The 21721-nt window shown below is 64.5% G+C and carries 16 protein-coding genes and 1 tRNA gene; 6 read left to right on the forward strand and 11 right to left on the reverse strand.

Annotation, left to right across the window (positions count from 1 at the left end; all coding sequences use genetic code 11):
* Window positions 1-41: 41 nt before the first annotated feature.
* The 5 genes from F753_RS50350 to F753_RS47125 all read right to left on the reverse strand — a co-directional run bounded on the left by F753_RS50350 (window position 42) and on the right by F753_RS47125 (window position 3828).
* Entirely contained in the window at window positions 42-290 is a 249-nt protein-coding gene (locus F753_RS50350; protein ID WP_135265889.1) for a helix-turn-helix transcriptional regulator, read from the reverse strand.
* A 146-nt stretch (window positions 291-436) separates the two neighbouring features.
* A tRNA-Thr gene (locus F753_RS47110) sits at window positions 437-512 on the reverse strand.
* Window positions 513-582: 70 nt separating this feature from the next.
* A complete protein-coding gene (locus F753_RS47115; RefSeq protein ID WP_023447029.1) occupies window positions 583-1815 on the reverse strand; it encodes a methyltransferase in 1233 nt (410 codons plus the stop codon).
* A 92-nt stretch (window positions 1816-1907) separates the two neighbouring features.
* Entirely contained in the window at window positions 1908-3284 is a 1377-nt protein-coding gene (locus F753_RS47120) for a TRAP transporter large permease (RefSeq protein WP_023447030.1), read from the reverse strand.
* Entirely contained in the window at window positions 3277-3828 is a 552-nt protein-coding gene (locus F753_RS47125) for a TRAP transporter small permease subunit (protein ID WP_023447031.1), read from the reverse strand. The genes F753_RS47120 and F753_RS47125 overlap by 8 nt, the downstream gene beginning before the upstream one ends.
* A 294-nt stretch (window positions 3829-4122) precedes the next feature.
* Between F753_RS47125 and F753_RS47130 the strand changes: the two genes are divergently transcribed.
* A complete protein-coding gene (locus tag F753_RS47130) occupies window positions 4123-5229 on the forward strand; it encodes a TRAP transporter substrate-binding protein (RefSeq protein ID WP_014821990.1) in 1107 nt (368 codons plus the stop codon).
* A gap of 82 nt (window positions 5230-5311) precedes the next feature.
* Here F753_RS47130 and F753_RS47135 read toward each other — a convergent pair whose 3' ends face one another.
* The 4 genes from F753_RS47135 to F753_RS47150 form a co-directional block, all read right to left on the reverse strand.
* Window positions 5312-5737, reverse strand: a complete 426-nt coding sequence (locus F753_RS47135; protein WP_014821989.1) for an OsmC family protein — start codon at window positions 5735-5737, stop codon at window positions 5312-5314.
* Between the two features lie 42 nt (window positions 5738-5779).
* Window positions 5780-6088: a DUF2388 domain-containing protein gene (locus tag F753_RS47140; protein ID WP_023447033.1), complete on the reverse strand. Its 309-nt coding sequence runs from the start codon at window positions 6086-6088 to the stop codon at window positions 5780-5782.
* 66 nt (window positions 6089-6154) lie between these two features.
* Window positions 6155-10864: a PAS domain S-box protein gene (locus F753_RS47145; protein ID WP_023447034.1), complete on the reverse strand. Its 4710-nt coding sequence runs from the start codon at window positions 10862-10864 to the stop codon at window positions 6155-6157.
* A 191-nt stretch (window positions 10865-11055) separates the two neighbouring features.
* Complete coding sequence (locus F753_RS47150; RefSeq protein ID WP_023447035.1) at window positions 11056-12642, reverse strand: L,D-transpeptidase family protein; 1587 nt, start codon at window positions 12640-12642, stop codon at window positions 11056-11058.
* Window positions 12643-12869: 227 nt separating this feature from the next.
* Here F753_RS47150 and F753_RS47155 point away from each other — a divergent pair, with 227 nt between their 5' ends.
* Complete coding sequence (locus F753_RS47155) at window positions 12870-13583, forward strand: murein L,D-transpeptidase catalytic domain family protein (protein WP_023447036.1); 714 nt, start codon at window positions 12870-12872, stop codon at window positions 13581-13583.
* A gap of 169 nt (window positions 13584-13752) precedes the next feature.
* Here the strand turns inward: F753_RS47155 and tfpB are convergent, their stop codons facing one another.
* Both tfpB and F753_RS47165 read right to left on the reverse strand, forming a co-directional pair.
* Window positions 13753-15537 carry a type IV pilus assembly ATPase TfpB gene (gene tfpB / locus F753_RS47160; protein ID WP_023447037.1) on the reverse strand — a complete coding sequence of 595 codons (1785 nt, stop codon included), beginning with the start codon at window positions 15535-15537 and terminating at the stop codon, window positions 13753-13755.
* A gap of 106 nt (window positions 15538-15643) precedes the next feature.
* Entirely contained in the window at window positions 15644-17008 is a 1365-nt protein-coding gene (locus F753_RS47165) for a CYTH domain-containing protein (RefSeq protein WP_023447038.1), read from the reverse strand.
* 113 nt (window positions 17009-17121) lie between these two features.
* On the opposite strand from F753_RS47165, the gene F753_RS47170 reads away from it, so the two are divergent.
* The 4 genes from F753_RS47170 (at window position 17122) to argA (ending at window position 21720) form a co-directional block, all read left to right on the forward strand.
* Window positions 17122-17799 (forward strand): TIGR00153 family protein, encoded by a 678-nt coding sequence (locus F753_RS47170; protein ID WP_031298440.1) that lies wholly within the window; start codon window positions 17122-17124, stop codon window positions 17797-17799.
* Between the two features lie 39 nt (window positions 17800-17838).
* Window positions 17839-19104 (forward strand): inorganic phosphate transporter, encoded by a 1266-nt coding sequence (locus F753_RS47175; RefSeq protein WP_023447040.1) that lies wholly within the window; start codon window positions 17839-17841, stop codon window positions 19102-19104.
* Between the two features lie 116 nt (window positions 19105-19220).
* Window positions 19221-20381 carry an acetylornithine deacetylase gene (gene argE / locus F753_RS47180; protein ID WP_023447041.1) on the forward strand — a complete coding sequence of 387 codons (1161 nt, stop codon included), beginning with the start codon at window positions 19221-19223 and terminating at the stop codon, window positions 20379-20381.
* A 40-nt stretch (window positions 20382-20421) separates the two neighbouring features.
* Entirely contained in the window at window positions 20422-21720 is a 1299-nt protein-coding gene (gene argA / locus F753_RS47185) for an amino-acid N-acetyltransferase (RefSeq protein WP_023447042.1), read from the forward strand.
* Window position 21721: the final 1 nt, after the last annotated feature.

Here is a 21721-nt window from a genome sequence, read left to right on the forward strand (position 1 = left end):
CCTCTAGACCGCAGTGGCTCGATTAGAGGGCGAGGCGGGCGTCAGGCTTCGAGCGTGAGGAAGTGTTCCACGTCCCTGCGCAACCACAAAAGGCGCCGCCCAAAGTGCCGTGGTTGCGGAAAACCGGGGTTTTGTCGCATACGCCAGAGGGTCGTGCTGCTGCAGCGCAGCAGCTGACAGAGCTCGGCGCTAGTCAGGAAGATTTCGTGTGGCATGGCAGGTGCTCCTCGTGATGTGTAGAAACACTGTGCCGTTCTGTGAAAGCTTTTTGGGCTGGAATTCGACCACATTCTTGTAGGTTTAGGATTTCGCCACGATAGCTCAGGGAAGCGCCTCAATTTGTCGAACGAGGGGTACGACGGGTATGTGTTGAGCAAAGTGTTGAGCAGAAACGAAAAAGGCCCACCTTGCGGTGAGCCTAAGTCGTTGATTTCTATGGTGCCGGCACCAGGAGTCGAACCCGGGACCTACTGATTACAAGTCAGTTGCTCTACCAGCTGAGCTATACCGGCATTTGAGGGTCGACATTATATCCATTGCGCGCGACGAGTAAACCGTTTGATTACGGTGACTTGCGGTCGCTTATTCAGGCCGCGTCACATTCCGCGCGGGCGCGTCGAGTTCGGCGAGCATCAGCAGGTTGCGCGGCGTCAGTTGGCTGGGGCAGAAGGTGCCCAGCCGAACGCGGTAGCCCTGTTCTTCCAGCAGTAATGCTCGGTCGAGCAACAGCCAGAGTTCGAGCGGGCGGCGGAACAAGCCGCGCACCAGTTCCAGGTTGCGAACTTCGGCCAGGCGCTGCCAGCCTGTGCGCTCCAGTGCCGGCCAGTCCTCGCCACCGGGCGCGGGTAGTTGCTTGAGCGTGGCGAGGTCGCGGCAGTAGTCGGCGAAGTCTTTCTTCAGCCAGGCGCTGGGCAGCGACGGGGTCGGCAGGTATTCGTCCTGCTGGCGCAGGCGGCGCTGCAGGGTGTCGAAGCCCAGGCGCCAGGCCATGGACTGGTCGCGGTTGCGCCGTTCGCGTGCGCCCGCGGTGACGGTTTCGCTCAACGGCAAACCGAGGTCATCGCGCGTGAGCTGCAAGGACGAAGCCCCGGCTGCCTGTGACAGTGGGATGTACTGCTCATCGGTGATGCGGTTGTAGCAGCAGGGTGCCACCGCAAGCTGGCGGCATTGTTTGGCGACGGCCAGTTGCAGCAGGCGAACATGCAGGTCGCCGCAGGCATGCAGGGCGACTGGCGTATGCGTGGCGTGCAGCTGGTCCCCTGCATCGGAAGCCAGCACATCCTGGCAGCGGTGCGTCGCCTCGACGCCGAGTCGTTCGCTCAGCTGGTCGCCGGCGTTGACCAGCGCTTCGTCCCACTCAAGGCAGGTCAGTGCCGCGCCGTTTCTGGCCAGATGCCGGCCGAGATGACCTTTACCGGAGCACCAGTCGAGCCAGTGCCGCGGCGTTTCGCGAAAGTGCAGGCGCGCGCCGAACGCTTGGATCTGCAGCGATTTGCGTCCCGGTATGTCGAGGTTCTGGCGATGAGTCACAGCCGGCGGCTCGCTTGCGGGCAGTTCGTCGATCTGGCTCAGCTCGCAGGCGATCGCAGCCAGCTGCGGGAAAGGTGCCGGTGCGGCGAGTTCGCCTGGCTGGTTGTGCGCGGCTTCGGCGTCGGCCAGTGAGCGTGCTCGCAGCCAGGCGGCGAGCTCCGGGTAGTTGTTTTCCCACGGCAGGCTTCGGCAAACGAATGGGCGTGGGCGCCAGAGAGCCTGGTGCTCGCTCAGGAAACGGTCGAGTGCCTGGAAGCGTTCGAGCAGAGAGGGGGAGGCTGTCATCGGCGGGCAGGCGTTCGGGCGGGAGCCGATTGTAGCGGGATGCTGCGGTAGGAAGCACAACGCCCGTCGAGGGACGGGCGTTGCAGTTGCAGTTACTGGCCGTAGACCTGTTCCGGCAGCCAGGTGATCAGGCCAGGCCACATGTAGGCCACCACCAGCATGCCGATCTGGATCGCGATGAACGGCAGTACGCCCTTGTACATCACGCTGGTCGGTATGCTGCGGGGCGTGACGCCGCGCAGGTAGAACAGCGAGAAGCCGAAGGGCGGGGTGAGGAACGAGGTCTGCAGGTTGATGGCGAACATTACACCGAGCCAGACCGGGTCCAGGCCCATGGCCAGCAGGATCGGGCCGACGATGGGCACCACCACGAAGATGATCTCGATGAAGTCGAGAATGAAGCCCAGCAGGAAGATGACCAGCATCACCACCAGGAACGCGCCGAGCACACCGCCAGGCAGCGAATGCAGGGCATCTTCGATCAGCACTTCACCGCCAAAGCCGCGGAACACCAGGGAGAACAGCGACGCACCGATGAGGATGAGGAACACCATCGAGGTGATTTCGGTGGTGCCGAAGGCTACCTGCTTGAGCTGGGCGAAATTCAGCTGGCCCTTGGCGATCGACAGCAAGGTCGCGCCCAGGGCACCGATCGCAGCAGCCTCGGTCGGTGTGGCGTAACCGGCGAGAATCGAGCCGAGCACTGCGGTGATCAGCGCCAGCGGAGGCAGCAGCGCACCGATCAGCTTGCCCCATTCGATAGGCCCCAGTTCTTCCTGCGGCAAGGCGGGCAGCTTCTTCGGCTGGAAGATCGCTACCGCAATGAGGTAGAGGATGTACATGCCAACCAGCACGAGGCCCGGGATCAGCGCGCCGACGAACAGGTCGCCGACCGACACGGTCTTCGGCGAGAAGATGCCCATCTTCAGCTGTGCCTGCTGGAAGGCGCTGGACATCACATCGCCGAGCAGGACCAGGATGATCGAGGGTGGAATGATCTGACCGAGGGTGCCGGTGGCGGCGAGGGTGCCGGTAGCGATCGCCGGGTCGTAGCCGCGACGCAGCATCGTCGGCAGTGCCAGCAGGCCCATGGTGACCACGGTGGCGCCGACGATACCGGTGCTGGCCGCAAGCAGCGCGCCGACCACGCAGACCGAAATCGCCAGGCCGCCACGCATGGTGCCGAACAGCCGCGACATCGATTCCAGCAGGTCTTCGGCGACGCGCGATTTCTCCAGCATCACACCCATGAAGACGAACAGCGGTACCGCCAGCATCGTCTGGTTGTTCATGATGCCGAAGATGCGGTTCGGCAACGCGTGCAGATAACCCACGTCGAACGAGCCGGTGACCACGCCGATGCCGGCGAACAGGAGTGCCATGCCGCCAAGGGTGAAGGCGACCGGATAACCGGACATCAGGGCGAAGCAGATGCTGATGAACAGCAGGATGGCCATGATCTCACCCATGCTTCACCTCCTGCTCTGCTTCAGGCAAACGACCGGCCAGGCGGTAGCCGGCCTTGATCAGGTCGGAAAGGCCCTGCAGGGCTAGGCTGCCGACCAGCAGCAGGATGATGCTCTTCTGCAGGTAGACGAACTTCAGCCCGCCCGACTCGTTGGAGCCTTCGTGCGTCGCCCAGGAACTGGTGACGTAGTCCCAGCTGTTCCAGCCGAGGAACAGGCAGACCGGTAGCAGAAAAAGCAGATGGCCAAGACCGTCGACGACGGTCTGCCTGCGACTGCTGAACTTCTGATAGAAGATGTCGACGCGAACGTGGCCGTTGCGCTGCAGGGTCCAGGCGGCGGCGCCCATGAACACCAGCGCGTGGCCGTACATTACCGCTTCCTGCAGGGCGATGGCGCCGATGCCGAAACCGTAGCGCAGCACCACCACGACGGCGGTACCGATGACGAGAAACAGGGTGATCCAGGCACAGAGCTGGCCGAGGCGCATGTTGAACGCATCGATGAGGCCAGCCACGCGCAGCAGGGGCGGGGGGCTCTGGGACATTTGTAGTCCTTCTTAGGAGACGCAAGGTTGGCGGGAGAGGGCGATTCTTGCAGTACTGGCGCTTTGCAGCAATCGGCCTACGACTTTTAGCTTATGCGCTAGGCTTGAGGCGCCGGAGGCTCTAATGTTAGTCGAGCCCGGAGTGGCGGATGCATTTCCGGCGCAGGTTTCGCCGTACGAGCCAGCGGTCAGCCTGACTCAGGGACTCGAAACGGAACGAAAGGCGCAAGGCGGTCCGGCAAAAAGCGTAGCCTTGCCGTTGCGCAATAAGAACAAATAACAAGGAGTAACCTCATGAAACGTCGTGACATTCTCACCGCCGCTGGCGTAGGCCTGGCGGCAACCGCTCTGGCTGGCTGCAATGACAAGAGCGAGAAGCCGGCAGCGGGCGAAAGCAAGCAGGCCAGCGAACAGCAGACATTCAACTGGAAGATGGTCACCTCCTGGCCGAAGAACTTCCCTGGCGTAGGCGTCGGTGCCGAGCGCTTCGCCAATCTGGTCAACGAAATGAGCGGTGGCCGGCTGAAGGTCAAGGTCTATGCCGCCGGCGAGCTGGTCCCGGCGCTGGAAGTGTTCGACGCGGTATCGCGCGGCACCGCCGAAATGGGTCATGGCGCACCTTACTACTGGAAAGGCAAGGTCCCGGCCGCGCAGTTCTTCTGCGCCCTGCCATTCGGTCCCAACGCGCAGGAAATGAATGCCTGGCTGCATCGTGGCGGCGGCATGCAGCTGTGGGAAGAGGTCTACAAGCCCTACGGCGTGCTGCCGATGGCCTGTGGTGCCACCGGCGTACAGACCGCCGGCTGGTTCAACAAGGAAATCAACTCGGTCGACGACTTCAAGGGTCTGAAGATGCGTACCCCGGGCCTGGGCGGCGAAGTGCTGACCAAGATGGGCGGTACCGTGGTGAACATGCCGGCTGGCGAGATCTTCACCGCCCTGCAGACCGGCGCGATCGACGCCACCGAGTGGATCGGCCCGTACAACGATCTGGCCCTGGGCCTGCACAAGGCTTCCAAGTACTACTACACCCCGGGCTGGCAGGAGCCGAACGTCACCTTCGAGCTGGACGTGAATCTCAAGGCCTGGGAAACCCTGCCGGATGATTTGAAGGCCATCGTTCGTGCCGCGGCGCGTGACGTCAACGGCGACATGCTCGATGACTACAACGCCAAGAACATGGAAGCGCTGGAGCAACTGCGCGAGCAGGGCGTCGAAGTACGCCGCCTGCCGGACGAAGTGCTGTCCCGCCTGAAGGAAGTGGCGGCTGAAGTGGTCGACGCCTCCGCCAACGCCGATCCGGTGGCGGCCAAGGTGTGGGAGCAACAGAGTGCCTATCTCAAGCGGTTGTATGAATACGCCGAGCTGAACGAGAAGGACATCTACAACATCCGCGGCTGATAGCTACCCCGAATGCGAAAACGCCACACCGGCAACGGTGTGGCGTTTTTTTTGCGCCGAGCTTCGCGCGATGGAGGCCCGGTCAGCCTTCCAGCGTCGCGTTCAGGCTGATGCGAGCGTTGAGTACCTTGGACACCGGGCAGCCTTCCTTCGCCTGATTGGCGATCTGCTGGAACTGCGCGTCATCCGCACCCGGAATCCGCGCCTTGAGGGTGAGATCGATCGCCGTGATGCTGAAGCCTTCGCCATCCTTGTCGAGTGTGACCTCGGCGCGGGTGTCGATGCGTTCGGCGGTCAGCCCGGCCTGGCCCAGCATCATCGACAGGGCCATCGAGAAGCAGCCGGCATGGGCGGCGCCGATCAGCTCTTCCGGATTGGTCCCCGGCGTGTCTTCGAAGCGAGTGTTGAAGCCGTAGGGGTTGTCCTTCAGTGCACCGCTCTGAGTGCTGATGGTGCCCTTGCCGTCTTTCAGGCCGCCTTGCCAGACGGCGGAAGCGCTCTTCTTCATGAACTGACCTCGAATGAATGCGTGAATGGGTTCAGCGTGCCGCTATTGAAGCTGTTCGGCCGCGAGGATCGCGCTGGCCAGCTCCATGTCGGTGGCTTCCAGCTGCGGCTGCTCGCTGCGCAGCTGCTGCAGCATGGCCTCCAGATACGGGCCGCGGATCTCGCCGTTGCTGGCCACGAAGCTGCCTGCATCCTCGCGCGGAGGTATCACCAGCTTGTCGTCCTTGAAGGTCATGTAGGTGGATGCTGTGGTCGCACCCGAGGAGAGAATGTCGCGGACCAGGCCATCGGCCACGGCGCTGCCAACCGGCACCAACGCCAGGGTGAACGCTGCGAAAAGTGTCTTGCGCATGAGCGGAAACCTCCTTGCTATCGTTCTTCTGAGAGTGCGATGGGCGAAGGAGAGTTCCGGTTGCCGCTAGTCGCGCCCGTCGATCAGGCGCCGGATGCGAGCGGCGAGGATGTCGATGCTGAACGGTTTGGCGAGGATATCCATGCCGGGTGCGAGGAAGTCGTTACGCATCTCGTCGTCCGGTACGTAGCCGGTGATGAACAGCACCTTCAGTTCGGGGCGGTGCTGTCGCGCGCTTTCCACCAGCTGCCGTCCGTTCAGGCCGGGCAGGCCGAAATCTGTGACCAGCAGATCGAGGCGCTGATCGCCGTGCAGGTAGGGCAGCGCGCCATTCGCATCGACCGCTTCCAGCACCTGGTAGCCCAGCTCCTGCAACACCTCCACGACGAGCATGCGCACGGCGGCCTCGTCCTCCACCACCAGCACGATCTCCCCGTTCGTCGCGCTGGGCACCTCCGTCGATTGCGACGCTGCAGGCGGTAGCTCGTCCTGGGCCTCGTTGCGCGGCAGGTAGAGGATGACCTGCGTGCCTTCGCCCAGCGTGCTGTCGATGCGCACGTGACCACCGGTCTGCTTGGCGAAGCCGTAGACCATCGACAGGCCTAGGCCGGTGCCCTGGCCGATCGGTTTGGTGGTGAAGAATGGATCGAATGCCTTGGCGATGGTCTGAGCCGACATGCCGGAGCCGTTGTCGGTGACGCTCAGCACCACGTAGTCGCCCGGTTCGGGGGCGTCCGGCTGGCGCTGTTGGATCCGTACATTGCGCGTGTTCACCCCGAGGCGTCCGCCATCGGGCATGGCATCCCGGGCATTGATCACCAGGTTGAGCAGGGCGTTTTCAAGTTGGTGGCCGTCGGTGTAAGCGAGCCAGGCATCTGCCTGCAGCTCGACTTCCAGACGGATGTGCTCGCCCATGGTGCGACGCAGCATGTCCTCCATCGACACCACCAATAGGTTCACGTCGACCGGTTTGGGGTCCAGCGACTGGCGACGGGCAAAGGCCAGCAGGCGATGGGTCAGCGCCGCGGCACGGTTGGCCGAGGTGGTCGCGGCGTCGATGTAGCGGTCGAGATCGCCGGTATTGCCGCCGGCAACACGCCGCTGGATCAGGTCGAGCGCGCCGAGCACGCCGGTCAGCATGTTGTTGAAGTCGTGCGCCAGGCCGCCGGTGAGTTGCCCGATGGCTTCCATCTTCTGCGCGTGGCGCAGCGCTTCTTCGGCGCGCTCGCGCTCGGCCATCTCGATGTGCAGCCGGCTGTTGATCGCCGCCAGCTCGCGGGTACGTTCGGCAACCCGGCGCTCGAGGCTGTCGTTGAGTTCGCGCAGCGCCTCTTCGGCGGCAACCTGGGCAGTGACGTCAGTATTGGTGCCGAACCAGTGGGTAACCTGGCCGAAGTCGTCGCGAATCGGCAGCGCGCGGGAGAGGAACCAGCGGTACTTGCCGTCCTTGCCGCGCAACGGAAAGGTTTCTTCCCAGATCGAGCCGATGGCAAAGGCGCGCTTCATCGAGGCGCTGACCCGCTCATGGTGGTCCGGGTGGTTCACCGTGCGCCAGCCAAGGGCGCGCATGGCTTCGTCGGTGGTGCCGGTGTAGTCGTACCAGCGCTTGTTGTACCAGTAGATGTGGCCGCTGGGGTCGGCCATCCAGGCGAACTGGCTCATGTTGTCGGCGAGGGTGCGGAACTGCTCTTCGCTCTCCCGCAATGCGCGTTCGGCGCGCATGCGCTCATCGGCGGTCCAGGCGCGGTCGGCGACTTCGCGGATGAACGAGATGTCGTCGTCGAGCCAGCCACGCGGCTGTTCTTCGAGCAGCATCATCACGGCGGAAATGCGGCCCTGCTCGAACAGCGGGACGCAGACGATGCTGCGGATCTGGCTTTCGGCAAAGTTCTCCGCATGGCTGGCAGTGCGGGCGTCGTGCAGCACGTCTTCGATCACGACCAGTTCGTTTTCCTGCAGATCGTAGAAGAAGTCCCCGTAATCGGCGAAATGCACCACTTCGCTGCTGCTGTCCGAACTGCCGTCGCTCCAGTAGCGCTCGATGGTGGCGCTCTGGCTCGGTGCATCGACACTGGCGAACAGCACGCGGGAAACACCGATGGTGCGGCCGATCACGCTCACCGCGGCATGCGCAATGGTCTGGCTGTCGTGCTGCTCGCGCAGCAGGTCGCCCAGTTCGATCAGCGCGGTCTGACGCTGTTCGGCCTGCTGGCGATCCTTGATCTGCTCTTCGAGCATCTCGTTCATGCGCAGCATGCGTTCGGCAGCGTTGCGTTCGGCGGTGATGTTGCGCGCGGTACCGAGGATGCGCACCTTGCCGCTGGAATCGACGAGCCGGCGGCCACGATTGGCGAGCCAGACGAACTCGCCGATGCGGGTATCGAAGATGCGGTAGTCGAGCTGGAATTCGCCGTCGCCACGTCCCGCCAGGGTCTCGCCCAGCGCCTTGAGCAGCACGCTGCGGTCGTCCGGATGGATCCGCGCAAGAATCTCGTGCACACCCAGCCCCGGCTCATCCGGCGCCAGCCCGGCCATGGCCTTGAGTTGTGCGTCCCAGTGCAGCGAATGATGGCTGTCGCGGTATTCCCAGACGCCGATCGAGGCGATCTCGTTGGCGAGGCTGATGCGCTGCTCGGCTTCGCGCAGGGCCTTGCTGGCCCGCATGCGCTCGGCCGCGGCACGGATGCGCTCCAGCACCTCGCGCGCCAGGCCTATGTCATCCGGGCTCCACGGCAGCGGTTGGCTGCGGATGAACATGAGCAGCGCGGGCTGGGTGCCGGACTCGACACCTGGCAGCTCGGTGAACAGGACCGAGCGGGCGGCCAGATGTTGCAGCAGCGAGTCACTGCCTGACGTGTCTTCCTCGAGCACGACCAGGTTTTCGTCTGGCAGGCGGTCGATGAAACCGGCGGCGTCTGCTTCCAGGCCATGACGCCCTATCCGGCTCGGAGCATCCGCAGCCAGCCATTCCTGTTTCACGGCCAGCGTGCCGTCCTTCACGGTCCCCCAGGCGATGCAGTCACAGTGCGTCAGCCGGGCCAGGCGCTCGTCGAGTACGCAGCAGACATCGACCCGCTCGCTGCAAGCCTGCAGGCAATCGCTCAGTTCGAGAAGAAAGGCCTGCAAGGCCTGGTGCTGGGTGCGCTCACTGATGTCGCTAAAGGTGCAGATGGCGCCCTGCAGCTCGCCGTCGCGGTAGATCGGCGCCACCCGGTATTCCACCGGCAGGCTGCTGCCGTCGACACGGAAGAAAAGTTCGTGCTCGACGTGGCGTGGTTCGCCGGTCGTGGCGGTGTGCTGGATCGGGCAGTCCTGCACCGGGTAGGGGCTGCCGTCCGGATGGCTGTGATGGATCACATGGTGCAGCTGGCGGCCTAGCACTTCCTCGCGGCTGGCGAAGCCCAGCAGGTTGAGGAAGGCATCGTTGCACAGGGTGACCATGCCGCCGCGGTCGATGGAGTAGAAACCTTCGTTGGCCGAATCCAGCAACAGGCGGGTGAAGGCTTCGCTCTCCAGCCGCTGCATCTCCGAGCGCCGGCGGCTGTCGACGTCCTGGGCCACGCAGACCCAGTGCAGCAATTGTCCGTCGGCATCGTAGATCGGTGCAGCGCTGACCTGGAACCAGCGCGACTGGCCATCGATGTCGCGCAGGCGCAGTTCGAGCTTGAACGGTAGTTGGCGTTGCAGCGCGGCCTGCCATTGTTCGGCCGTACGCTGGCGATCGTTCGCGGAGACCGCGACAAGCCAGCCGTCGCCACGTGATTGCTGCTCGTCCAGGCCGGTGAATTCGCACCAGTAGCTGTTGCAATAGCTCAGGCTGCCATCGGCATCGCATTGCCAGACCACCTGTGGACTGAGGTCGACCAGCGTGCGGTAGCGCTCCTCCATTTCCCGGGCGAAGCTCTGCTGCAGCCGCGCTTCGGTCAAATCGCGGAGGATTTTGACGAAGCCCTGCGGCTTGCCGTCGTGCAAAAGCGGGGTAAGCACTCCACTGGCCCAGAAGCGGGAACCGTCCTTGCGCTGGTGCCAGCGTTCATCGATGGCGCTGCCTTTCTCACGTGCCGTGCGCATTTCCTGCTCAGGCGCGTGTTGTGCGCAATCCTCTTCGGTGAAGATGCGGGCGAGCGGCTGGCCAATCATCTCTTTGGCAGTCCAGCCGAGCATGCGCTGCGCACCGCTGTTCCAGCTGGTGATGCACCCGCGCGGGTCGCTGGTGAGAATGGCGTAGTCCTGGGCGCTGTCGATGATCTGGCGGCTGCGCGCGTCTTCGCCGCGCAAGCGCCGCAGTTCCAGCAGCGCCATGACCTGGCGTGCCACTGCCTGCAGTTGCGCACCCTGATGTGGCGAGAGCTCGCGTGGCTGGCGGTCGCAGACGCACAGCGTACCCAGCGGCAGGCCGTCGTCGTCGCGCAGGATCGCCGCGGCATAGAAGCGAGCGGGCTCGCCTGCGGCGAGACGTGGCATTTCCACGGGCGCGCTGAGCTCGCCGCTTTGCCTGGTGATCAGCGGCTCGGATTGCAGGATCGCGCGGGCACAGAGCGAGCGCGCGAGCGGAACGGGCTCGCGCTGGAGCGCGAAGGCGCCGTTGCAGTACTGGTATTGGTCATCGATGAAATGAATCGCCGCCGCCGGACAGGCACAGAGGTCCGCAGCCATGGCGGCAAGCTCATCCAGCTCCGCGTCGCACGAGGCGTCGAGCGCGGCATAACGAGCCAATGCGATCAGCCGTTCAGCTTCATTCCAGGTCGCTGTGAGGGCGCTGTGTTCGGCGTTCAAGGTGTCCTGCTCGGCTATCCATGGCACTGAGTAATTCAGACGGGTCTGTCAGTCGACCACCCTTCAGCGGCGGGTGTGTCGAGCGGTCAGCAAAAGACTACGCCGAGCCTGCTTGGTTCAGGCAGCAGGCGACGAAACTCCCGACGAACGGAACGCCGCGCGGGTGCCCGCACCGGGTCGTCAGCGTTGCGCTAACGCGCCGCGTCCAGCGCCCTGAGGAGCGCGGCATCGCGCTGGTAAATGTCCGGGCGATAGCGCAGCTGGCCGGTGTCGTCGACGGCCGCGGTCCAGTAGGCCATCAGGATCGGCGTGCGGCGCGCCAGGCGGTACTCGTGGGTCTTGCCGGTCTGCAGCAGTCTGGCGACAGTCTCGCGCTCGTCTTCGTCGAGTAGCAGATCGACCAGCTGCAGCGCCCCTTCGACGCGCACGCAGCCGGAGCTGAGGGCACGCTCGCTGAGATCGAACAGCGGCTTGCTCGGCGTATCGTGCAGGTACACCGAGAACGGGTTGGCGAAGCGGATCGCCACCTGTCCGAGCGGATTGGCCGGACCTGCCTCCTGGCGCAGCATGATGTTGCGCGGTGCATGCCAGTCGATGCTGGCCGGGTCCAGGTCGTTGCCCTGGGCATCGAGCACGCGCATCCCGTGACGCGCGAGGTAGCCGGCGTCCTCGCGGATCAACGGCAGCTTGTCCTGCTGCAGAATGGTCGGAGGTACGGTCCAGGTGGGGTTGAGCGTGAGTCGGGTGATCTGTGATTTCAGCGGCGGCGTCTGCCGCGCCTGGCGGCCGACCTGGGTGCGCGTCTGCCAGAACGGGCAGCTGTCGCGGTAATAGATCAGCCGTGCGCCGGCGATATCCACCAGCAGCGATTGCGGCTCAAGGTCACGGCTGATCCAGCGCAGGCGCTCCAGATTGATACGCACCTGATCGAGACGGCTGGCCGGGCTGACGTTCAATGCAGCCAGAGTGCCGGCGCCGATCACGCCGTCGGTTTCCAGACCATGTCGCGTCTGAAAGCGGCGCACCGCCTCGACCAGTTCGTCGTCGTAGCGCGGCTCCAGCGCCGCCGTACTGGCGGCGCCGGCGAGCAGCATTTCGCGCAGCAGCGGCACGCGTTCATCGCTCATGCCGGGTCGCAGCGTCGTGCCGTCCGGCAATGGCCGCCAGGCGGGCAGCGGCGCCAGGCGCAACCGCGCATAGGCGGCGCGCAAGTCGCGGTACAGCGCAAGGGCCGGGCGGGCGCGCTCGAAGGCCTGCGGCAGATCGGTAAGGCCCTGCACGGCGATCTGCAGCAATTGCTGGCTATCGTCGCGCTCCGCGGCGTCGGGGCTGCGCCAGATCGGCTCGACATCGGCCTGGCGCAGGCGACCACGGGCCAGATGGTGCAGCGCTTCCAGATAGGCGTGGCTGGTGAGGATGTCAGCGCATTCGCGATGCAGCGGCGCGGTCGACGACTGATAGAGCTGCTCGCGTATGCGCGCCGGCTGATATTGCGCCGGGTCCAGACCGTCATCGGCCAGTTGCGCGAGGTGCTGCAGCAGGCCGTCGAGCGTCGCATAGGAATTCCACACCGGCTGGTGATGCACGGCTGCATAGAATGCCGACAGGCGCTGCAGCGCCTCTGGTTCCAGCCTGTCCGGCATCGCCGTGCAGCGCTCTGGCAGGTTCGTCAGCGCGGTTTCGAGCGGCGTCGGCGTTGCGACGAGCGGCTCTGCCGAGGCCGCGAGCGGGGCGAGGCAAAGCCAGACGGCAAGACGAAATGCACATTTTTTGAACAATTTATCGCTCCAGGCCATTCCCGTGGCTGCTAGACTGCGCGCCTGTAGGGCCGCCGTTCCGGTGTCTGCCGGCATTCTTTCGGGCCCATAAAAACATATCCTGCCGGGCATTGGGCGCACGTTCGTCCCGTCCGGCTTCGTTGCGCTGCTGCTGTGTCCGGCAGCGAGTATGCGGCGCCGGCCAGACAGGAAGTCGTCAGGCCGGGCCCGACGAGGTTGCTTGCTCGATGATGTCCATGCTTCGACGTGCCTGCCTGGCGGCGGGACTTTTCGTTCTCGCTTCGCCTGTCTGGGCGGCCGGTGCAACCTATCAGCCGATGGTCGACAGCCTGGCCCGATTGGCGCCCACGCTCGATCGCGAGGTTCTAACCCACGCCGTCGCGGCCATGCAATGCGCCGTCAACAACGGTGCAAGTGCTGCCCAGCGTCTGGCGGTGATTGATTTCTCGCTGCCCTCCAGCAAGCGACGGCTGTGGATCTTCGATCTGGAAAAGGAGGAGCTGTTGCTCGAGGACCTGGTCGCCCATGGCCAGAAGTCCGGCGACAACCACGCCACGCAGTTCTCCAATACGGTTGGCAGTCACCAGTCCAGCATCGGCCTTTTCCGCACCGCCGAAAGCTACAGCGGCAAGCATGGCTACTCGCTGCGCATGGACGGGCTGGAGCCGGGAATCAATGACCGCGCCCGCGAGCGCGCCATCGTCATCCACCCGGCGGCTTACGTGAATCCTTCCTGGATCGCCACCCAGGGCCGCATCGGCCGCAGCCAGGGCTGCCCGGCGGTACGGCCTGAGGTGGCGCGGATGGTGGTCGATAGCCTCAAGGGCGGCCAGTTCATGTTCTCCTGGTACCCCGACCAGCAATGGCTGCAATCCTCGGCGTATCTCAACTGCAAGCCCAACCAGGTGTCGACCATTCTCGCTGCACGTTCGGGCGGCTGATGCAGCATTCGGATCGTCGCAAGGGTCGGCGTCATCGGCGCAAGTGCGGGCACTGACGCAGGTGCGGTCCGAGCTGGCGTAGGGTGGATCACGCTTCATCGATCCACCGGACGGAGTTGTGGTGGATGTAAAAAGCGACATCCACCCTACAAACGCCTCGCGCCTCCGGCTATTTCTGCTCGCTCTGCGGCGTCACCCGCAGCACTTCTTCCACGGTGGTCAGGCCGGCGGCGATCTTTTGGGCGCCTGAGAGGCGCAGGCTGCGCATGCCGTCCTTGAAGGCCTGGCGGCGCAGGGCGACGATGTCGGTGTCGGCGGTGATCAGCGGCTTGATCGCGTCGTTCAGCAGCATGATCTCGTAGACCCCGGCGCGACCGCGGAAACCGGTGTCGCGGCATTCCAGGCAGCCTACCGCCCGTTGCGCGGTGGTCGGCAGCGGGGCGTTCCAGGGTTTGGTCAATGCGCTCCAGTCGTCTGCATCCAGCTGCATCGGCGCCTTGCAGTGCGGGCACAGCGTGCGCACCAGACGCTGGGCCATGACGCCGAGCAGTGTGGCTTTGAGCAGGTAGTGCGGCACGCCCAGTTCCAGCAGGCGGGTGATCGCGCTGGGCGCGTCGTTGGTGTGCAGGGTGGAGAGCACCAGGTGGCCGGTCAGTGCGGCCTGGATGGCCATCTCGGCGGTTTCCAGGTCGCGGATCTCGCCGACCATGATGATGTCCGGGTCCTGACGCATCAGCGCGCGCACGCCGCTGGCGAAGGTCAGGTCGATGTTGTGCTGCACCTGCATCTGGTTGAAGGCTCCCTCGATCATCTCGATCGGGTCCTCGATGGTGCAGACGTTCACCTCGGGCGTCGCCAGCTGCTTGAGCGTGGTGTAGAGCGTGGTGGTCTTGCCCGAGCCGGTCGGCCCGGTGACGAGGATGATGCCGTTGGGCTGGCCGGTCATACTCTGCCAGCGGCGCAGGTCGTCAGCGGAAAAGCCCAGCTGGTCAAAGCCCTTGAGCAGCACTTCGGGGTCGAAGATACGCATCACCATCTTCTCGCCGAACGCAGTGGGCAGCGTCGACAGGCGCAGCTCGACTTCGCCGCCTTCCGGCGTCTTGGTCTTGACCCTGCCATCCTGCGGTTTGCGCTTCTCGGCGACGTTCATCCGGCCGAGGGACTTTAGTCGGCTGACCACCGCCATCGTCACCTGCGGTGGAAACTGGTAGACGTTGTGCAGCACGCCATCGATGCGAAAGCGCACGGTGCCCTGCTCGCGGCGAGGTTCGATGTGGATATCGCTGGCGCGTTGCTGGAAGGCGTACTGGAACAGCCAGTCGACGATGTTGACGATGTGCGAGTCGTTGGCGTCCGGTTCCTGATCGCTGGCGCCGAGGTTGAGCAGCTGCTCGAAATTGCCGACGCCGCTGATTTTCTGATCGGTGCCACTGGCGCCGCTGACCGACTTGGCCAGGCGGTAGAACTCGACGGTGAAGCGCTGAATGTCGCTCGGGTTGGCCACCACGCGCTTGATCGGGCGCTTGAGCACGTGGGTCAGGTTGGCTTCCCAGCCGTGCACGAAGGGCTGGCTGCTGGCGATGGTGACGGCGCTGCTGTCCACCGCCACTGCGAGGATGCTGTGGCGCTGGGCGAAGGCGTAGGACATCAGTGGGGTGACGGCGGCGACGTCGATCTTCAGCGGATCGATGCGCAGATACGGCTGGCCGGCGCGTTCCGCCAGCCAGACGGTCAGTGTTTCCAGATCGAGCTTCTTGCCCGGCCGCTGCAGATCATCAAGCTGCTGCGCGGCGAGAAATTCCAGCGGATGCTGCTGATTGGCCACCGCGCTGCGGCGGACCGTCAGGCATTGTTCGGCGCTGTCCTGCGCGACCCGCCCCTGGGCGACCAGCTCGCGCAACAGATCGGCGAGATCGAGAGGGCGGTCCTGGGAGGGCGAGTTCAGCACGGACATGGGATTCCTTCGACGCAGCGGCGGGAAAAGCCAAGCTTGCCGCTAAAGCCCCGGCGTTGTCTGCCGCCGGGGTTCAACTTTGAGCAGCTTGCGCCGTCTTGGGCCGCTATTTCCCCAGTTGCTTCCAGGCCTTGAGCGTCCAGACCAGGTGCGCCTGCTCGACGCGCATTTCCAGCGCTTGCTCGTCGATGGGCTGGCGAGCCAGCTCATGCAGCTTGGCCAGCTCGCCGTACAGTCGATCGACTTCGGGTAGCTCCAGCACGCTGCGGGCCAGATGCAGCCAGACCAGCAGGCGCTCCATGCGCGGGCTCTGTTCGGCGAGGTCTTCGGGTTGCTGCTGGTAGCGCGGCAGTTGCAGGGCCTTGGCTTCTTCCGCCAACAGATGCAGCAGCCACTTGCCCAACTCGGCAGCGCCCTGGCGATCGCCGCGCGCATTGCGGCCTTCTGTCCAGCTGCGCTGCAGCAGCCACAGCGAGGCTTTCAGCGACAGCAGGCCCCAGCGGGTCTGGCCCAGTTCCTCGGCGAACTGCACTGGTGCGGCCTTGCGTACGCCTTCATCGTCCTGACCAGCCTCGACACGCGGGCGCCAGTCCTGGATCAGCGCATCGAGCAGCTCGCGCAAGTCACGACTGCTGGCGCGCGGTGCGGCCTGGCCGAGGCTGCCGAGGAGGGCGCGCAGTTCGATCAGCTGCTGCAACCACTCGCCGAGCAGCTTCCAGCGACCATTGAAGCGGTACTGCTCGGCCAGGCGCTGACTGTTGCCGAGCAACTGCCAGCCGAGCGCTACCACCGCGTTATCCAGCGGCATCGTGGGGTCGAGCTCCGGCGCCGGCAGCTGCAGGTTGTAGCCATCGGCGTCATGCAGGCGATAGCCGCGCTCGGCCTTGCTGATGTCGCAGGGCATCAGCGGCAGGTTGGCGGCCAGCTCGGCCGCCAATTCCAGCAGCGCTTCCGGATCGCCCTGGCGCAGCTCGAGCTCCAGCTCGCAGATTTCCTCGGACTGTTTGCCGGCCTTGACCTGGCCCAGGTCCAGCGCGGCCTCGATGATCACCTTGGTCTTGCCACGGCCCCAGGCGATCTCGGCCTTCTCGCGAACGAAATCGGTGGTGAAGATCGGTTTCAGGGTCTTCTTGTCCAGTTCGGCGAGGCTGGCCGGCCAGCAGTCGTCGCCGAGCTTCTTGATATCGAGCTTGGCCTTGTCCAGATACCAGTCCCATTCGTTGCGCTCGGAAAGGCCTGCGACACTTTGACCGCGGCTCTTCAGGGTCTGGATGAACTGCTCGCCATCGCGACGCAAGCGCAACGCGACGCGGGCCTGGGCGAGGTCGCGCTCGGCGGTGTCGTAATACTGGTTGAACAGCTCATGGCGCGACCAGCCACTCTTGTTGCGCTTCTTCAGCAGCGGATGATCGCGCAGGGCGAGCAGGGTTTCGCGGCTGGCGCGTAGCTTGATTTCGGTTTCTTTCTGCATGGTGCCGACTGGGTGCCTATGATGTGTGGATGTTGCAGCCTGATGACGCACGGTAGCAGGCGTGATGGCCTGTCCGTATACTTGCCGCCTCTTTCAAGCCGGGGCCATACCCTATGCCAGTCAATCCTTTCGTCAGCTTGTTCGGACGTTCGCCAATCGGCCCGATGCAACAGCATATGGCCAAGTCGCACGAATGTGCAGCGAACCTGGTGCCGCTATTCCAGGCGGTCATGGCCGAAGACTGGGAGAAGGTCGAGCAGATTCAGCAGCAGATGTCGCAGCTGGAAAACGAAGCCGACAAGCTCAAGAAGAGCGTTCGCCAGCACCTGCCCAAGAGCCTGTTCCTGCCGGTGCCGCGCTCCGATCTGCTGGACCTGCTGAGTGTACAGGACAAGATCGCCAACCGCGCCAAGGACATCGCCGGCCTGATGCTGGGTCGCTGCATGACCATCCCGCAGGCACTGCAGCCGCAGATGCTCGCCTACGTGCAACGCACCGTGGATGCCAGCGCCCAGGCGCTGAAAGCGCTGAAGGAACTGGATTCGCTGCTGGAAACCGGCTTCAGCGGCCGCGAAGCCACCCTCGTCGAGAAGATGGTCGAAGAGCTCGAGGAAATCGAGCGGGAAACCGACCGCATGCAGATCACGGTTCGCCGTGCGCTGTTCCATCTGGAAAAGGATTTGCCAGCAGTCGACGTGATCTTTCTCTACAAGATCATCGAATGGATCGGTGATGTAGCCGACCGCGCAGAGCGCGTCGGCAACCGTCTGGAACAACTGCTGGCGCGCTGAGGCGCCAGCATCCTTTCTGGGTTCAACAGGTAATTCCTTATGTCTCTTATTGCGGATTACGGCTTCGTACTCCTGATCCTTGCCTGCGCATTCGGTTTCTTCATGGCCTGGGGCGTGGGCGCCAACGACGTGGCCAATGCCATGGGTACTTCGGTCGGTTCTCGGGCGCTGACCATCAAGCAGGCCATCATCGTGGCCATGATCTTCGAGTTCTGCGGTGCCTATCTGGCCGGCGGCGAAGTCACCGAGACGATCAAGAACGGCATCGTCGACGCGGAGGTGATTTCCCCTGACCTGATGGTGCTGGGGATGATGTCGGCGCTATTGGCCGCCGGCACCTGGCTGATGATCGCGACGATGAAAGGCTGGCCGGTTTCCACCACGCATTCGATTATCGGCGCGGTGATTGGCTTCGCCGCGGTGGGTGTGTCCACCGATGCGGTGCATTGGGACGCCATCGGCCCGATCGTCGCCAGCTGGGTGGTCACCCCGATGCTGTCCGGCATCGTCGCCTTCGGCCTATTCATGAGCGTGCAGAAGCTGATCATCAATACCGATCATCCGTTCGAGAACGCCAAGCGCTTCGTACCGCTGTACATGTTCCTGACCGGCTTCATGGTCGCGCTGATGACGGTCACCAAGGGCCTCAAGCATGTCGGTCTGACCCTCAGCAGCGGCCAGGGCATCCTGCTGGCCTTCGGCATCGGCCTGCTGGTGATGCTCGCTGGTATCGCGCTGCTCTCGCGGATCAAGGTCGACGTCGAAGCCGACAAGACCTTCCACTTCGCCAGCGTGGAGAAGGTGTTCGCCGTGCTGATGATCTTCACCGCCTGCTCGATGGCCTTCGCTCACGGCGCCAACGATGTCGCCAACGCGGTTGGTCCGCTGGCCGCCATCGTCGGTGTGATCGAATCCGGCGGCGCCGCCGACATCGCGGCCAAGTCCGCCGTGCCGGGCTGGGTGTTGCTGCTCGGTGCGATCGGTATCGTCATTGGTCTGGCCACCTACGGCTACAAGGTGATCGCCACCATCGGCAAGGAAATCACCGAGCTGACGCCAAGCCGCGGTTTTGCCGCCGAACTGGCGACCGCGACAACCGTGGTCGGCGCATCGGCCATCGGCCTGCCGGTCTCCACGACTCACACGCTGGTCGGAGCGGTTCTCGGGATCGGTATCGCGCGCGGTATCGGTGCGCTGAACCTGGGTGTCGTGGGCTCGATCTTCATGTCCTGGCTGATCACCCTGCCGGCCGGTGCGTTCCTGGCGATCGTCTTCTTCACCGTGCTCAAGTTCATCTTCCTCTAAGGCAGTGAACGATGTTTGCGCCCCGCCTCGGCGGGGCGTTTTCGTTTGCGGGTCCCGTCGTGACGCGTTTCATGCTTCACTGCAGGCTCGTTCCGATTGCATCACGGAGGTAGCCGGTGCCCATTCCATCATTCAAGGAGCAGTTCGCTGCGCTCCTCGCGGCACCCTCGGTCAGCTGTACGCAGCCGGGCTGGGATCAGAGCAATCGTCCCGTGATCGAGTTGCTCGCGGCCTGGCTCGGTGAGCTGGGATTCACCTGCGAAACGCCGGAAGTCGCGCCGGGGAAATTCAACCTGCTCGCCAGCTATGGCAGTGGTCCCGGCGGGCTGGTGCTGGCCGGGCACAGCGATACCGTGCCGTTCGATGCCGCGCTGTGGCAGTCCGATCCACTGAAGCTGCGCGAGGCCGATGACCGCTGGTACGGCCTCGGCAGCTGCGACATGAAAGGCTTCTTCGCGCTGATCATCGAGGCGGTTCGGCCGCTGCTGGAGCAGTCGTTCCGCCGCCCATTGCTGATTCTCGCCACCTGCGATGAAGAGAGTTCGATGTCCGGCGCCCGTGCCCTGGCCGAAGCCGGTCGCCCGCTCGGGCGTGCTGCGGTGATCGGCGAGCCCACCGGCCTGCGCCCGGTACGCCTGCACAAGGGCATCATGATGGAGCGCATCGACATCCTCGGGCAGAGCGGGCATTCGTCGAACCCGGCCTATGGTCATAGCGCCCTGGAAGCCATGCACGGCGTGATTGGCGAGATGATGACGCTGCGCCGCCAGTGGCAGGGCGAATACGACAACCCGCTGTTCGACGTGCCCAAGCCGACGCTCAACTTCGGCTGCATCCATGGCGGCGACAACCCCAACCGCATCTGCGGGCAATGTTCGCTGGAGTTCGATCTACGCCCGCTGCCGGGCATGGACCCGCAGCAGCTGCGGACGATCATCCGCCAGCGCCTGCAGCCGCTGGCCGAGCAGCACCAGGTGAAAATCGACCTGGCGCCGCTGTTCCCCGCGGTGCCAGCCTTCGAGCAGGCGGCGGAAAGCGAGCTGGTACGGCTGGCCGAGCGCCTCACTGGGCACCAGGCCGAGGCGGTGGCGTTTGCCACCGAAGCGCCTTATCTTCAGCAGCTCGGCTGCGAAACGCTGGTGCTGGGGCCCGGCGACATCGCCTGCGCGCACCAGCCCGACGAATACCTGCAGCTCGAGCGCATCGAACCGACCGTGCACCTGCTGCGTCGGATGATCGAGCACTACTGCCTGCAGCCGCAGACCGCCGCGAACTGACTCCAATACAGACGAACAGAACCGCCACGAAGGCTTTTACATGCACGACTACGTCACCTGGCTTCGCGACTCCTCGCCCTACATCAATTCGCACCGTGACCGCACCTTCGTCGTCATGCTGCCTGGCGATGGCCTGGAGCATGCCAACTTCGCCAACATCGTCCACGACCTGGTGCTGCTGCACAGCCTCGGTGTACGCCTGGTGCTGGTATTCGGCTCGCGTCCGCAGATCGAGGCGCGCCTGGCCGCGCGAGGCATCGAGCCACGCTTCCACCGCGATCTGCGCGTCACCGACGCGCCGACCATGGAGTGCGTGATCGACGCGGTTGGCCAGTTGCGCATCGCCCTCGAGGCACGGCTGTCGATGGATATGGCGGCGTCGCCGATGCAGGGCGCGCGACTGCGTGTGGCCGGTGGCAACTTCGTCACCGCGCGGCCGATCGGCGTGCTCGATGGCGTCGATCTGCATCACACCGGCGAAGTGCGCCGTATCGATCGCAAGGGCATCGGCCGGCTGCTGGACGAACGCACCATCGTGTTGCTGTCGCCGCTGGGTTATTCGCCGACTGGCGAGATCTTCAACCTGGCCTGCGAAGATGTCGCCACGCGCGCGGCCATCGATCTGCAGGCCGACAAGCTGGTGCTCTACGGCGCCGAGCCGGGCTTGCTCGACGAAAGCGGCAAGCTGGTGCGCGAGCTGCGTCCGCAGCAGATTCCGGCCTATGTCGAACGCCTCGGTAGCCAGTACCAGGCCGAGCTGCTCGACGCCGCCGCGCAGGCCTGTCGCGGCGGCGTGCGGCGCAGTCATGTGGTCAGCTACGCCGACGACGGTGCGTTGCTCAACGAGCTGTTCACCCGCGATGGCGGCGGCACGCTGGTAACCCAGGAGCAGTTCGAGCAGCTGCGCGAGGCAACCATCGAGGATGTGGGCGGGTTGATCGATCTGATCACGCCGCTGGAGGAGCAGGGCATTCTGGTGCGGCGCTCGCGCGAGGTGCTGGAGCGCGAGGTCGAGCAGTTCAGCATCGTCGAGCGTGACGGCCTGATCATCGCCTGTGCGGCGCTTTATCCGATTGCCGACTCGGATGCCGGCGAGCTTGCCTGCCTGGCGGTCAATCCGGAATACCGCCACGGCGGTCGCGGCGATGAGCTGCTCGAACGCATCGAGGAGCGTGCCCGGGCGCTGGGGCTGAAGAAGCTGATCGTGCTCACCACACGCACTGCGCACTGGTTCCAGGAGCGCGGCTTCGAGCCGATCAGCGTCGACCGTCTGCCGGCCGCGCGGGCTTCGTTGTACAACTTCCAGCGTAATTCGAAGATCTTCGAGAAACCGCTCTGAA

It is taken from the genome of Stutzerimonas chloritidismutans AW-1 (assembly GCF_000495915.1).
Taxonomy (GTDB): Bacteria; Pseudomonadota; Gammaproteobacteria; order Pseudomonadales; family Pseudomonadaceae; genus Stutzerimonas; species Stutzerimonas chloritidismutans.

Bases quoted from the DNA above. Each gene is read 5' to 3' on its own strand.
- F753_RS50350 (WP_135265889.1), bottom strand. From the start codon at position 290: ATGTGGTCGAATTCCAGCCCAAAAAGCTTTCACAGAACGGCACAGTGT.
- F753_RS47115 (WP_023447029.1), bottom strand. From the start codon at position 1,815: ATGACAGCCTCCCCCTCTCTGCTCGAACGCTTCCAGGCACTCGACCGT.
- F753_RS47120 (WP_023447030.1), bottom strand. From the start codon at position 3,284: ATGGGTGAGATCATGGCCATCCTGCTGTTCATCAGCATCTGCTTCGCC.
- F753_RS47125 (WP_023447031.1), bottom strand. From the start codon at position 3,828: ATGTCCCAGAGCCCCCCGCCCCTGCTGCGCGTGGCTGGCCTCATCGAT.
- F753_RS47130 (WP_014821990.1), top strand. From the start codon at position 4,123: ATGAAACGTCGTGACATTCTCACCGCCGCTGGCGTAGGCCTGGCGGCA.
- F753_RS47135 (WP_014821989.1), bottom strand. From the start codon at position 5,737: ATGAAGAAGAGCGCTTCCGCCGTCTGGCAAGGCGGCCTGAAAGACGGC.
- F753_RS47140 (WP_023447033.1), bottom strand. From the start codon at position 6,088: ATGCGCAAGACACTTTTCGCAGCGTTCACCCTGGCGTTGGTGCCGGTT.
- F753_RS47155 (WP_023447036.1), top strand. From the start codon at position 12,870: ATGATGTCCATGCTTCGACGTGCCTGCCTGGCGGCGGGACTTTTCGTT.
- tfpB (WP_023447037.1), bottom strand. From the start codon at position 15,537: ATGTCCGTGCTGAACTCGCCCTCCCAGGACCGCCCTCTCGATCTCGCC.
- F753_RS47165 (WP_023447038.1), bottom strand. From the start codon at position 17,008: ATGCAGAAAGAAACCGAAATCAAGCTACGCGCCAGCCGCGAAACCCTG.
- F753_RS47170 (WP_031298440.1), top strand. From the start codon at position 17,122: ATGCCAGTCAATCCTTTCGTCAGCTTGTTCGGACGTTCGCCAATCGGC.
- F753_RS47175 (WP_023447040.1), top strand. From the start codon at position 17,839: ATGTCTCTTATTGCGGATTACGGCTTCGTACTCCTGATCCTTGCCTGC.
- argA (WP_023447042.1), top strand. From the start codon at position 20,422: ATGCACGACTACGTCACCTGGCTTCGCGACTCCTCGCCCTACATCAAT.